Source organism: Faecalimonas umbilicata (assembly GCF_004346095.1).
Lineage (GTDB): Bacteria > Bacillota > Clostridia > Lachnospirales > Lachnospiraceae > Faecalimonas > Faecalimonas umbilicata.
Genome location: NZ_SLZV01000029.1, coordinates 1 through 13,029, shown reverse-complemented (window position 1 = coordinate 13,029; position 13,029 = coordinate 1). Strand labels below are relative to the sequence as shown.

At 41.1% G+C, this 13,029-nt stretch carries 13 protein-coding genes; all 13 read left to right on the top strand.

Annotated elements, in window-relative coordinates; genetic code table 11:
* Positions 1-36 precede the first annotated feature (36 nt).
* A complete protein-coding gene (locus tag EDD74_RS12270; RefSeq protein WP_116441578.1) occupies positions 37-606 on the top strand; it encodes a hypothetical protein in 570 nt (189 codons plus the stop codon).
* 35 nt (positions 607-641) lie between these two features.
* A complete protein-coding gene (locus tag EDD74_RS12265; RefSeq protein ID WP_116441577.1) occupies positions 642-944 on the top strand; it encodes a hypothetical protein in 303 nt (100 codons plus the stop codon).
* Positions 945-1,612: 668 nt separating this feature from the next.
* Positions 1,613-1,942 carry a hypothetical protein gene (locus tag EDD74_RS12260; RefSeq protein ID WP_116441576.1) on the top strand — a complete coding sequence of 110 codons (330 nt, stop codon included), beginning with the start codon at positions 1,613-1,615 and terminating at the stop codon, positions 1,940-1,942.
* 87 nt (positions 1,943-2,029) lie between these two features.
* Positions 2,030-2,299: a hypothetical protein gene (locus tag EDD74_RS12255; protein WP_116441575.1), complete on the top strand. Its 270-nt coding sequence runs from the start codon at positions 2,030-2,032 to the stop codon at positions 2,297-2,299.
* A 27-nt stretch (positions 2,300-2,326) separates the two neighbouring features.
* Complete coding sequence (locus tag EDD74_RS12250; RefSeq protein WP_116441574.1) at positions 2,327-2,719, top strand: plasmid mobilization protein; 393 nt, start codon at positions 2,327-2,329, stop codon at positions 2,717-2,719.
* Positions 2,691-4,121 (top strand): relaxase/mobilization nuclease domain-containing protein, encoded by a 1,431-nt coding sequence (locus EDD74_RS12245; protein WP_116441573.1) that lies wholly within the window; start codon positions 2,691-2,693, stop codon positions 4,119-4,121. The genes EDD74_RS12250 and EDD74_RS12245 overlap by 29 nt, the downstream gene beginning before the upstream one ends.
* Positions 4,109-5,038, top strand: a complete 930-nt coding sequence (locus EDD74_RS12240) for a hypothetical protein (RefSeq protein WP_116441572.1) — start codon at positions 4,109-4,111, stop codon at positions 5,036-5,038. Before EDD74_RS12245 ends, EDD74_RS12240 begins: the two co-directional genes overlap by 13 nt.
* The gene (locus tag EDD74_RS12235) at positions 5,029-5,613 is read left to right on the top strand and encodes a septation protein SpoVG family protein (protein WP_116441424.1); all 585 of its coding nucleotides are present in this window, start codon (positions 5,029-5,031) and stop codon (positions 5,611-5,613) included. Before EDD74_RS12240 ends, EDD74_RS12235 begins: the two co-directional genes overlap by 10 nt.
* Positions 5,610-7,751, top strand: coding sequence for a zincin-like metallopeptidase domain-containing protein (locus tag EDD74_RS12230; protein WP_116441425.1), 2,142 nt, complete (start codon positions 5,610-5,612; stop codon positions 7,749-7,751). The genes EDD74_RS12235 and EDD74_RS12230 overlap by 4 nt, the downstream gene beginning before the upstream one ends.
* A 211-nt stretch (positions 7,752-7,962) precedes the next feature.
* Positions 7,963-9,261, top strand: coding sequence for a hypothetical protein (locus EDD74_RS12225; protein WP_116441598.1), 1,299 nt, complete (start codon positions 7,963-7,965; stop codon positions 9,259-9,261).
* Position 9,262: 1 nt separating this feature from the next.
* A complete protein-coding gene (locus tag EDD74_RS12220) occupies positions 9,263-11,527 on the top strand; it encodes a VirD4-like conjugal transfer protein, CD1115 family (protein ID WP_116441426.1) in 2,265 nt (754 codons plus the stop codon).
* A gap of 246 nt (positions 11,528-11,773) precedes the next feature.
* On the top strand, positions 11,774-12,817 hold the full coding sequence (locus EDD74_RS12215) for an IS30 family transposase (RefSeq protein ID WP_116441427.1): 1,044 nt from the start codon (positions 11,774-11,776) through the stop codon (positions 12,815-12,817).
* Positions 12,818-12,836: 19 nt separating this feature from the next.
* A partial coding sequence (locus tag EDD74_RS15270; RefSeq protein WP_207668728.1) for a hypothetical protein occupies positions 12,837-13,029 on the top strand: 193 nt, incomplete at its 3' end.

The following is a 13,029-nucleotide window of genomic DNA, read 5'->3' as shown; positions in this document are numbered from 1 at the left end:
GCCCAGAAGGAAAAGAACTTATAAAGGAGCAGAAAAATGAGGAAGAAAATCATTGCGATTCTGGCTGGAACTGTGTTACTTGCGGCTGCATTCACCGGACTGTTTTTTTATCAGAAACAGACGGTTGACAGACAGAAAAACGAAGCAGAGCAGCCGAAAAAGAAAGTGGAAAACAGTAGTCCTTCTAGGAAGGAAAAAGAAGGTGGAAAACAAATAAAAGAGAAGGAAAAGGAAATTGTAAATGAGGAGAAAGAAAGCAGAAAAGAAGAGGGACAGGAAGGAGAAATTTTAGAAATGATGAAGGAAGAAACTGTACCAGGTATAGAACTTTCCGGTTTCCCAAAAGAGGTATTCAATCTGCTCAGAAAAGATGCCAAAGAACTGTCTGGACTGGTAAAGCAGTGGACAATGGAGAACGGATTTTCTAGTGCAACTGGTGTTGAATATAGTGAGCCGATAGAGGTTCGATTTCAAGAGAAAAAGTGCAGCATATCTTGTAGAATTTTGTTCGAAGAACAGGGCAACGGAATCCATCAAGAGAGTGGCACACAGATCATTTTTTTAGACTATTTCTGGGAGGAAAATCTGTTGCAGATCCACAAATAAAAAATAGAGAAGCAGGTAGAAAGGAAGTGAACTTTTTGGAACGGATATTGAATAAGATTGGGCAGGAATGGGAAATTTTTATGACGGAATGCAACCTAATGAGCAAGCCCGGAATCATTTCCAAAAGTGAAGAAATCACAGAAAAGAGAAAGATTTATCAGAGCTTAAAACATCTCTGTGAGACAGAGCCAGAATGCTGCAGAATCCTGGTACATATGGACTTCATTTTGGAAGGAGCATACCGTTTTGTTCAGGATCAGAAACGTCCGCAGGAAACGGTGGAACACACCCTGAAGAACTGGATGGACTCCATGAAAAATGGAACCTGCAGCATGTAAAAAGAAGTAGAAAATATAGGGGAAACAGAAAGAAGAACAGAGGAAAAAGCCTCCGAAAATCCTGAAAAAGAGAATATGTATACAATATACCACATACAATTATAATTATCTCAGGGGTCTTAGGGGGCTGCCCCTAACAAGAAGGAAAAATGTCCTACATTTTGCGTATCTTGCCAACCCTAAAAGGGTTGCGACTTACGAAGGAAAAGGAGCTTGCAAATAGGGAAAAAGGGCAATTTGATGTACAAAAGCTGGCTATTTGTAATACGTTTGTAAACAGAAAGCAATACAAAAGCTGACAGATGTAATACGTTTGTTTGCAGAAAGTAATACAAAAGTTGACAGATGTAATACAGTTGTTTGCAGAAGGCAATACAAAAGCTGACAAATGTAATACGTTTGTAAACAGAAAGCAATACAAAAGCTGACAAATATAATACGTTTGTAAACAGAAAGCAATACAAAAGTTGACGAATGTAATACAGTTGTTTGCAAGAAGTAATACGAAAGTAGACAGATGTAATACGATTGCTTGCAAGAAAATAGATGAGAATGAGTCATATTTATGACATAATCCAGGTAGCCTAAAGTAACCTAGAAATGAGATTAAAAAAGAGGTATCATAAACTTGGAAAATAATAAATTTTGCAGAAAAAGGAGGAAGAAAAATGTCTAAAACTATGAAAAGTTTTCGCCTTTCAGATGAAGCGATTCGTGCCATTGAAGAACGGGATCGCAGTAAATATCGTACTGCTCAAGAGTATATCGAAGCGCTGATTTTACACAGTGACAAGAAGACAACCATTGAAACATTGGTAGATAAAATAGATGGACTCGAGGAAGAAATCAGCACCCTGAAAGAAGAAATGAAAAGGGAAAATGAAGAGCAGATGCAAAGGTTGGAAATACTATTCGGGCGTTGCCTAGCAGAGACAGAAAGAAAAGAACAGAGACGTATCGTCAGTTACCAGAGTGCACCGCCGGATGAGGTGATCTAACAGAAGGAAACTGAAAAAATAAAGAGAATGGAGAGACATCATAGGATGTCTTTTTTTCGTGCTTGAAAAAGAAAGTGAGGAGCAAATATGAGTTTAAAAGAACAATTGGAAAAGGTACAGAAGGAGTTACAAAAACTGGAGGAACAGAAGAAGGACGCGCTCATTCGGGAGAAAGAATTGAAGCTGAAAATCGAATTGGAAGAAACGAAAAATGAGGTGAAAAAGAACCGAAAAGTAATGGAGATTGTGGAAGAACATTTTGGAGAAATGACGGAGAAAAACTTGGAACTTTTTCAGAAAATAATGCAGGAACAGTCAGAACAGATGAGATCCCGAAAAGAAAATCTTATGCGGTAACTGTCCGAAAATCAGGTGTGGAAGTAAATGAAAAAGCAGAATAAAAGAGATTTTGTAGTACGACTTCGAGTTACAAAAGAAGAGTATGATTTTTTGATAGAACAAGCAGAAAAAAATGAGGAAACTAATTGCCGCAATGGTGGTAAGAATTTATCAGCTTATCTAAGAAAAACAGTACTGCAAAGAAGCGGATATCAGAAAGACGAAAAATTTCAGAGGGAGCTTAAAGAACTGGTCTATCAGATCCGAAAAATCGGAGTCAATATCAATCAGGCAACGAAGCAGTTGAACACAGAATACCGCACAATGGAAACTGCTAATCGCCTAGAAGAAAGCATGGAGTTGGTAAAGATACAGCTCCATGAAATACGGCAGGAGTTGAAGAAACAGTATGGCGATCACAAAGATGATGAACATTAAAACGCAGTCCAATTTATACAATGCGATTGCATACATTATGCGTGAAGAAAAAACAGAGGAATCTCTCTGGATCGGTGGGAACGCAGGGGATAACCCAGAAGAAGTTTACCGAGTAATGATGCAGACGAAACAGGACTGGGGAAAATTAAATGGGAGGAAGGGATACCACTTTGTGATCAGCTGGAAGCCGGGGGAATGTGATCCCGAAAAAGCCTATCAGGTTCTGCGGGAATTTAGCCAGGAATATCTCGGTGGAGAGTATGATTATGTGTTTGCAATCCACACAGATACCGACCATTGCCACGGGCATATCATCTTTAATTCCGTGAACCGAGTTACCGGTTATAAGTATCGCTATGAGCGTGGGGACTGGGAGAGGTTTATTCAGCCGGTTACGGATAAAATCTGCCTGAAATATGACCTGCCACGGTTGGAATATGAAAAGGAAGCACGAAAGGGAATGGCATATGTCCAGTGGAAAAATGGAGGGAAGGAAAGTTTTAAAAATCTGATCCGGACAGACATCGATTATGCAGTTTCCCATAGTACATCCTATGATGAATTTTTGGGGAGTCTGAAACACTTTGGATATGAAATAAAGACTGGGATCACTAGACAGAATGGAAAGGAAGAGGAAGTACTGTCTTTGAAACTTCCGGGGCAGAAACGGGCATGGCGGACGAAGGAAAAGACCCTTGGGAAAACATACACCGTGGAAGCCATCCGGGAGCGGATCCAAAATCAGAAAGAGATTTTTATCCGTCCCAGATGCCATAAATTGAAGAGATGGGAAAGGCAGGAAAGAGGCAGCATGTCTCGGATGGTCAGGAGTATCTCTGGATATCAGAAACTCCATGTGCGTGACGTGTATCAGATCCAGAACCGCTATGCCAGACACAATCTTTATGCTGTAAATCAGGCACAGATTCGGAAGAATTTAATCCGGATTCAGAAACTGAAAGAAGACTGCAGGTATCTGGTATCCATGCAAATCCGTAGCAGGGAAACACTTTTGGAGCGGGAGAAAGCACTTGTGAAAGAAGAACTGTATCTGAAGCAGAAACAAAGAGTGCAGGAGCATGTCGCAGAACTGGAACCGTATCAAAAAGTACAGCAGCTTGAGCAGGAATTAAAGGAGATTCCAGTATGGGAAGACCGATTTGAAGAGGTGTTAGATGAATTGGAACGCTTGCAGAAAGATTTGCCCGAACCTATGGAGGATTTAGAGGAAATCCGGGAAAAACTGGCGGGGATCCGGGAAGAAAAAAGATTGATCCGGCAGATCAAAAAGATAGATGCGGAACGTAAGGAGCAGAATCTAAGCATACGGCATCTTCCAATGCCAAAAGAAAAAGCCGGGATACAAAAACCAGAGAAAAGAGGGAAGGTATGGAAGAAATAAAATCGTTTTTACCGGAAGAATTAAAGGCATACCAGATTTGTGTTGCCCGTTGGCAGGAGATCGACATCAATACCATTCGGAATATTCTGGAAAAAGAGATGGTATGGAAGAAACGGGAATGGATGTATCTTTGTGCGTTAGATGGCATTCCGGATGAAAAACTGGAAGAAATGATCGATTGGGAACTTGCGGAGATTCAGGAAGCGAGGACAAATTTTCTTCAGGAGAAGTTTCAAAAATCATCGGAAGCAGAAGAACTGTCTGAGGGGAAAATCCGACAGCTACAAGAACAATTAAGTGCACTTCAGAAAGAAAATGAAGAACTAGAGAGGATGATCAAAACACAAGTGGATGATTTCCTTCGGAAGATCAATGGGGAGAAAGAAACGGCAGAAAAAAAGATCCAAAAGTTGGAGGAAAGACTGAAGGGAGAAACAGAAGCCTTACAGAAAGTACAGGAGGAACTGACAGCTTCCCGGAAAATCTGCAGGGACGATGAAGAAATTATCAAAAATCTGAAAGAGAAGTACCGAAGCAGCAAAGAGGAACTACAAAGATATAAGTCCCAGCAATCAAAAGGCTTACTGCCAGTGCCGATAGAAGCGGAAGAAACCAGCTTTTTTAAAAAGTTTTGGAACTGTTGGAAGCGAAAGAAAGAAGAAAAAAGATTTCATACCTTATGGGCGTTACGGGAAGCGGAAACTGAGAAATTTGTACAAGCAGTCTTCCGGGATCCAAAGATGCAGCCTGAGCAGGAAGACTATCTTCTGGAGTGCCTGCAGGAAGGAGATCCAATAGAAGAAATCCTTGTTTATGGGAAATCTTGTTTTAGTGTGGATCAGATGAAACAGCTGCGCAACTACCACAAAAATAAGGTGTTGCAGGAACAGCAGAAAGGAAAGAAAAGATGGAGATGAAAGAGCGGTGGCAGATTGAAGCAGACATTTATCTTGCGGAGAAACAAGAGCAGGAAAACGGTGTGTGGGCATATGGAGAGGTTACGGTAGATCAGCTGTTGACATTTCAAGTGCGCGTACTGACCTGCACAAAAGAGAATGGGGAAAAGACATCTTTCGTGACGTATCCAAGAAGACAGCGAAATGGAAAGTGGGAAGATCTGGTGCGTCCGGATAAGGAACTGAGGGAAGCGGTAACAAAAGCAGTTCATCAAGCAATCCAGAACGAGATTACAAAGGATCTTCATCTTCCAGAAGTAACGGTGCTGCGTGTGACAAAACTTCCGGTAAGGAAAGACCAGACAGTTCCAATTCTGGCAGTTGCAACGGTGGAAATTTTGGGGATTACAGTTTCCGGTATTACTATCAAGCAGGGAAGGGACGGACTCTTTTGTAACATGCCTCAGTATTACAGCGAGAAAAAAGGTTACCGAGATGTTGTGCATGGCACAACAAAACGGATGCAGGAAGCAGTTTTTGAAAAAGTGCTTGCTACCTATGAAATGGCAGGAAAAGAAAAGGAGAATGCAAAATGACAAAACAGCAGCAACAGCTGGCAGAAGAATTTGTAACCTTACTGGAAACGGAACAGCTAGAGTGGAAGAAAGGATGGAGCGGAATCTCTGCCAGACCATATAATCCGGTAACTGGCACGGTCTATCATGGAGTGAATCGTTTCCGCTTACTGTTGACTGCACAGGCGCTGGGGTATCAAGATCCCCGTTGGTGTACGTTCCATCAGATCCAGCAAAACAACTGGAGGTTAAAGAGCGGAAAAGGACAAAGCTCACGAGTGGAAATCTGGATGCCGTATGACCGGGAATTAAAGAAATGGATTACCTGGGAAGAATTTCGCGAGCAGGGAGGAATCACGGAACGTTACTGTCTGCGTACCAAATCCTATCCGGTATTTAATGGAGATATGATTGAAGGAATCCCACAGCTGGAAGTGACTTTGCAGGAAGTTGATCCGGTAGAACTGGTTGACACCATTTCAGATAGTATGCAGGTGCCGATTGTGTACCATGAAACAGACCGGGCATTTTATAGACCATCAGAGGATCGGATCTATCTCCCAAACCGGGAACAGTTCTTTTCTACCTACGATTATGCTTCTACGGCTTTGCATGAACTGGCACATGCCACCGGGGCAGCGCACCGATTAAACCGAAAATTGACAGGAAGTACTTCTCAGGAATCCTATGCGCAGGAAGAGCTGGTTGCTGAGATTACTTCCTGTTTTTTGTCCAGCGAACTTCCGGTACAGCAGACTGAAGAACATATTAGGAATCATCAAGCCTATGTGCAGAGCTGGATCCGACAGATTCGGGAGAAGCCAGAAAGTCTGGTAAGAGCTATTCAGTCTGCGGAACAGGTGAGTAATTATCTGGAATACCATGAGAAACGAATCACATGGGAAGAGTATCAGAAAAGGGTGGGAGAAGTGCAAAGCAATACTCCTTCGGAGGAAAAGCTGCCAGAAAAGCATCCGCAAAGGGAAGAAAAAGAAAGGATGGATTCTATTTTGAAAGACGTTCCGGATTTCGGAACAAATCAGAAAAGGAGGATTGTGGCAGTAGAAAGTACAAAAGACTATGAGGATCCGGACTTTACCCCGAACAGATACAATAGCAAGGGATCTGGAAGAGAAGATTATTACAGAGTTGTCGGTATTCAGGAGGGTGGCTGGTATGTGGAACCGGTAGAGGATAAAATTTACCACTCTTACCGGGAGGCTGAAAAAGCAATTAAGGCAACTCCAGCTTGGAAGCAGATTTCCTATGACAGACTGATTCAAGAATCCGGAAAAGAAAGAACAAGAAAACTAGAAGCCAGGGAGAAGATTCGGACAGAGGTAGACAATCTGGAGGAGAAAATCAGTCAGCTGAAGGAGAAGCAAGGTTATCTGAAGCAGTTGCTAAAAGAATGTGAGGAAAACCCAAAGCTAGCGCAGGCACGGCAACAGATCTTGGAATATGAAAAGAGTATTGGGAGAATGGAAAGCTGCATGAAGGAGGCAGGAGAAGCAGAACTTTTGGCATATGCAAAACAATGTGAGGAATACCTTGCATTTGGGGAGTCTGTCGATCAACTTACAGATGTCCTGAAAACCAAAGAGCAGATGTCAATGCGAGAGGCGGTTTCGGTGTGCAAAACTCCGGATCTTTTGCAAAAAGCAGGGTGTAAGCCACTTCCAATGCATATGAGCCAGCAGCATTTATTGGATTGCATGCATCCAAAGCAGAAAGAGAATGCACATTATCATGGATTGACGAAAGCAGAAATCAAAAAAATCCCGGAAGCATTGGAATGTCCAGTGATTCTGGCAGAATCTATGACAAGGAAAGATACCATGATTGCTCTGCTGGATTACCGGGAACAGAATGGAAACCCTCTTCTTGTAGCGATTCGCCCGAATGGAAAGGCTTTGTATCAGGTGGAACAGATTGATTCCAATTTTATTATGAGTGTTTATGGGAAAGATCACTTCCAGAACTTTTTACAAAAGATGATAAAAGAAGATAAACTGATTTATATCGATCAGGAGAAAGGAAAACGATTAGGTTACTTTGGAAAAGAAATAGAACAGTTTGCCTTCAAAGATAAGGAGATTTTAAAACAGATTTCATCACAGACTGTGGAGAAAGGGAAAAGAATCGGAAGACATTTGTAAAGCGTTCCGAAATTCGGAACAGGATGCAGATAAAAAACAAGTCCCCCTGACTTGTCAGGGGGACAGAGCTTGCGTTATTGCCGCTCCGATTGCGACAAGACCACCTTGCTCCTTGTCCTAAATAGTATAAAACACTATGGATGAAAAGTCAATAAAAAGCAGAAAAACAAAAAATGGAAGTGTTCCGAATTTCGGAACGGAAAGGAACGATATGGATAACAGAAGGGAAGAACAGGAAGTTTTGATGGCAATACAGAGCCTGGGAAAACTGGGGGCATTTATGGATCCTTTTTTTAAACTGACGGCAGTAGGAACGATCTTGCTGTTGCAGCATTTTTACAGAATGTACCGGGAGGGAAAGCTAAGCAGGAAAGAGTTTCAGTCGATTCAGGAGTTTTCTAAGCTGACAAAAGGAAATTTCAGTATCGAAAATGTGCCGGTGAAAAATGTACAGGAATTGGAAAAAAGTGGTCTGCTACAGAGTCTGGAAGAACGGGGAATCCGGTATCTGGCACTTCCTGATTTAAACAAGGAAGATGGGTTTGTACAGTTAGCGGTATATGGCGCGGACAAGGAAGTATTCCGCAGCACTTACGAGAGGTTCCTGATGTCCAGAATGCAGGGAGGGGAACATGATCTGCAAAGTTTAAATAATCTTACAAGCGGAAGGACGAATATTATCAGCATACCGGCGGAAGGACAAATGCAGATGATCCGGGAAGACTTTGTTTCCCTGCAGGTTAATTATGCAGTCCTGCCGGATCTGAATGTGGGGGATGGAGAGATACAGTTGGTAGTGGCAAACACAGATCTTCCAAAAGTAGAGCATTGGTATCAGATGTATCAGGAAAAATGTCTGTCAGAGGGAAAGAAAGTAGGAGATTTTAAAGTAGTAGGCATGGAAGAATATCAGGAAACCGGGAAATTAACGGAAGAGGCATATGTGGATACTGCATCTAAAGAGTTGAAAGAGCAATTGCAGAAATATGAAGGAAAAGAGCCGGGGGAACTGGAAAAGCAGCTGATCGAAAAAGAGAGTGAAATGAAAGGTGTTAATCACGAACAGTATTTGAAATTGCATCAAGATCCGGAATACATTGAACTGACGATTAACGAGGAAGCATTAGTAAAAAAATCCACATTTGCAGGAAGTCCGTCTGTGGAAAAGTATGGAATGTTCGGAAGCCGTGTTCCTCAGACATGGGGAAAAGAAGAGTTGACATTAATACTGCCGACAGACCGAGTATTTCTCACTGACAATGGACAGACATTTATCGGATTTGTAAAGAAAACAGAAGAACCGCTGTTACTTGGAGCCAATGGGAAACCTTTGCCAAGAGAACAGCGAATGAATGGAAAAGAATTATATGAACGTCATTATCATACGACAAAGCGGGATTATAAACAATTAGAGCGTACCGTGAAAACACCGGAAAAAAGGATTGTTCTAGACGAAGTCCCACAGATAGAAAAAATAAAAATACCAAAGATTCCAGGAAGGAGCAGATAACATGGTAAGACCAATCCAGAGAAGAAAACTGCCGTGGGGATTTCTGACTGTCCTATTGGTTCTCATGCTGATTCTTGCCTACTTGCTGTCCGGACTTATGAAACTGGATGGAGTAACACTCTTGAACTGGCAGAACAGATTTGCGGAGGTTTTGCTTCATCCGTTCCAAAATTGGTGGAATGAAAAAAGTATTGCTTTTTTGGGGATTGCCTTTTTTGCATGGTTTGGAATGGTTACTTATCTGATGGATAACTATAGGAATCGACAGGCTGGTGTGGAACATGGGGCGGAAGAATGGGCAGATTTAAAGCAGATCCGTCATACGTTGACAGACAAAGAGGAAACAAAAAATACGCTACTTAGTGAGAATGTAGCAGTGGCGAATGAACGCTTATCCAATCAGAACATGCTTGTGATCGGAGGAAGTGGTACTTATAAAACGACCTCCATTGTTACGCCAAACCTGCATCTGGCAGCGATGACGAATGTTTTTCTTGATATAAAGGGAGAGCTGCTTAGAAAAAATGGAAATTATCTAAAAGCACATGGGATTGCTGTGAAATCTTTAAATTTTATCAACATGGAACAGTCTGATCGTTGGAATCCATTTAATTATATCCACAGCGAAAAAGATTTGGTCAAGATTGTTACAAACCTTCAGGAGTCTGTCAAGCCTCCGGATGCGATGAAAGGCGAACCGTTCTGGGATGAGGCTTCGGGATTGTATCTTATGAGCCTTTTTGCTTATGAATGGTTCCGGCAGGAAGAGGAGAAGAAAGAGCACCCCAAACACTATCAGGTTGCAACCCTTCCTCGAGTAGTGGAACTTGCCAATATGGAAATGCAGCCAGGGAGCCGGGATGATAGCACTAAACTTCAGGAGAAAATGGAAGAACTGGAGAGAAAACATGGAAGGGCATATCCTCCCGTCCGGGATTACTTTAAGTTAAAGGGTGCTGCAGAAGCAAAAGAAACAATCAGCTCCGTGATTCTGATGGTAAATGCAATGTTAAGACTGTGTGAAACGCCTGAATTAAAACGGATCTTAGAAGAGGATGATATTGATATTAGAAGCCTTGGAATTGGAGCAGATCATATTCCGGGCAAGAAAACAGCGTTGTTTCTTGTGATGCCGGACAATGATCCTTCCTTTAACTTCCTGATTTCCATGTTTTATACAACAATGTATGATGTACTTTTATATACCGCTGATCATGAGTGCGGAGGAAAGCTGCCAATCCATGTAAGGCTTTGGGCAGATGAATTTTATGCCGGTCCAAAACCGACCAGAACAGAAGTCCTGATGGGGACAATCCGCGGAAGGAATATGTCCATTGTTCCAATCCTACAGTCGATTGCACAGGCGCAAGCATTGTTTCCCCAGAATAAGTGGGAAATATTTGTGGAGAACTGTGCTGTAATGGTATATCTGGGATCCGGACCAGGAGCGAAAAGTACACACGAGTATATTTCCAAGCTACTTGGAGATATGACGATTGATACCAGGGATGACGGGAGAAGCTTTGGAAGCCACGGAAATTCCAATATTCAGAACCGAAAAAGCGGGCGAACACTAATGACTCCGGCGGAAGTCCGTAGAATGTCACGAAAAGACTGTCTGATTTTTATTGAAGGACAGTATCCGATCTTTGACCGAAAAGCCATTCCCTTCCGTACTAAACGGTGGATGGAGGCAGAAAAACTTGCCGGAAAAAACGGGTACAGACATCCGGTAGAAGTTGTTTTTGATGAAGAAACAAGAAGCTATATTACGGTACAGCAAAAAGAAAAAATAGAATTTCTAACCAAAGAAGAAAAGGAAATTTACAGGCAGCTTGCAAAAACAGATGAAAACCTCCATTACTGGGAGGTGGATGCAGATGCCTTCCTATATATGAATTTCCGCAGACCGCAGCCAACGGAGGAAGAGGTTGAGCAGATCTTTCAGAAGGCAAAAAGGGAAAAGGATGCTTTACGGCAGCTTCAGAATACGGAAGAAGAACTTCCCGAAGATATCCGGGCAATGCTGCAGCAAGAGAAACCAGATTTGTCTGGAAGTGTCATAGAATGTATAGAACGGTATCAGAAGGAACTGTCAGCGGAGCAAAAGGAAATACTGATCAACAGTCTGGTGCTAGGACTGACTGAGAAGCAAGTAAAGAATATGTTTTTTCAGCCGAAAGAAAGGATGGAAAAATACCAGAAAGCATACCTGTTTCAGAATCTTCCGTTCCGAAATTCGGAACACAATAAAGAGGAAGTATAAAAAGAAAGCTGTTCCGAAATTCGGAACAGCTAAAATATTTTTTTTGAGGGGGGTAGCCAAAAGAAAGGAATTGGCTACTCCCAAAATGCTGTAATTGGAACCTAAAAGGTTCATATCTATTATATAGAAGAAAAAATGAAAAAGCAAGAAGAAAATAGGAGCTGCTTAATCGTGCCACTTGTCAAAAATTTTGATAAAATACAGTAAAAAAAGAACATAATTAGCAGAGGAAAAGTTAAAGACTGTATGGAAAACAAAGGAAAACATTTGACATTAGAAGAACGCAAAAGTATTGCAGCTCTACATGGACAAGGAAAATCGCCATATAAGATAGGAAAGATACTTTGCCGAGCAAGTAATACTATTAGAAATGAACTGAGGCGGGGAACTGTCAGTCAAGTTGTAAACGAATACCACGAAATAAATATGTATTTTCCAGATACTGGAGAAATGATTTATAGAAAAAATCGGTGCAAATCTAGGAAGATAGGAAAAAGGAAGCAATGCGAGGATTTTCTAAAATTTATAGAGCGCGAAGTGAAAGAAGAAAAAAGATCTTTTGCTGCAGCGAGAGCAAAGGCATTAAAACAAGGAAATTTTAAAAAGTCACAAGTTGTTAGTGTGGATACTCTTTATAGATATGCAGAAGAAGGAAAAATAGACGTGAAAGCTATTGATTTACCAGAAAAAGTAAAAAGGAAAAAGAAGCGTAGGAAGTATTGCAGAAGAAATAAGTACTTAAAAGGAAAGAGTATTGAAGAAAGAGCGGAAACAATTAATACTAGGGAAGAATTTGGGCACTGGGAAATTGACTGCGTAATCGGAAAGAAAAGCGGAGATAAAGTACTCTTGACGTTAACAGAAAGACTTACAAGGAAAGAAATTATTCGCCGAATCCCGAAAAAGGATATTCAATCTGTTCATGGGGCTTTAAACAAATTAAAAAAGGAAATGGCGGAATTTGATCAAGTGTTTAAGAGTATTACATCAGACAATGGATTGGAGTTTGCGAAATTACATCAATGGGGAAAGCAATCAGGAGTAGATATCTATTATGCACACCCATATTCATCGTGGGAAAGAGGGACTAATGAAAATACAAATCATCTGATCAGACGTTTTTTTCCAAAGGGGACGGAAGCAAAAAGGTTAACGAAAAAAAGAATAGAAGAAATAGAGAACTGGATTAATACACTGTATCGAAAGGTAATCGGTTGGAGAACATCCGAAGAATACTATAAAGAAGAGCTGGAAAAAATACTTTTACTAAATGTTGTTCCATCCACATGATAAGAAGAAAGAGAGTGGGATGGAAAAGAGGGAAATTGTGCATATTGCTAAAATAGGCGAAAAACGTGAAAAAACCTTTAATTTTTCGCCTTTTTGTGGTATAATAAATTATATCAGAAATAAAACAAATCTAATACAAATGCTTGATTTTACAGTGTTTGTACACATTTCTAAATGCATAAAAATAGTTCAAGTTAAAAGAAGAATTCCCG

Bases quoted from the DNA above. Each gene is read 5' to 3' on its own strand.
- EDD74_RS12270 (WP_116441578.1), top strand. From the start codon at position 37: ATGAGGAAGAAAATCATTGCGATTCTGGCTGGAACTGTGTTACTTGCG.
- EDD74_RS12215 (WP_116441427.1), top strand. From the start codon at position 11,774: ATGGAAAACAAAGGAAAACATTTGACATTAGAAGAACGCAAAAGTATT.
- EDD74_RS12255 (WP_116441575.1), top strand. From the start codon at position 2,030: ATGAGTTTAAAAGAACAATTGGAAAAGGTACAGAAGGAGTTACAAAAA.
- EDD74_RS12225 (WP_116441598.1), top strand. From the start codon at position 7,963: ATGGATAACAGAAGGGAAGAACAGGAAGTTTTGATGGCAATACAGAGC.
- EDD74_RS12245 (WP_116441573.1), top strand. From the start codon at position 2,691: ATGGCGATCACAAAGATGATGAACATTAAAACGCAGTCCAATTTATAC.
- EDD74_RS12220 (WP_116441426.1), top strand. From the start codon at position 9,263: ATGGTAAGACCAATCCAGAGAAGAAAACTGCCGTGGGGATTTCTGACT.
- EDD74_RS12235 (WP_116441424.1), top strand. From the start codon at position 5,029: ATGGAGATGAAAGAGCGGTGGCAGATTGAAGCAGACATTTATCTTGCG.
- EDD74_RS12240 (WP_116441572.1), top strand. From the start codon at position 4,109: ATGGAAGAAATAAAATCGTTTTTACCGGAAGAATTAAAGGCATACCAG.
- EDD74_RS12260 (WP_116441576.1), top strand. From the start codon at position 1,613: ATGTCTAAAACTATGAAAAGTTTTCGCCTTTCAGATGAAGCGATTCGT.
- EDD74_RS12230 (WP_116441425.1), top strand. From the start codon at position 5,610: ATGACAAAACAGCAGCAACAGCTGGCAGAAGAATTTGTAACCTTACTG.
- EDD74_RS12250 (WP_116441574.1), top strand. From the start codon at position 2,327: ATGAAAAAGCAGAATAAAAGAGATTTTGTAGTACGACTTCGAGTTACA.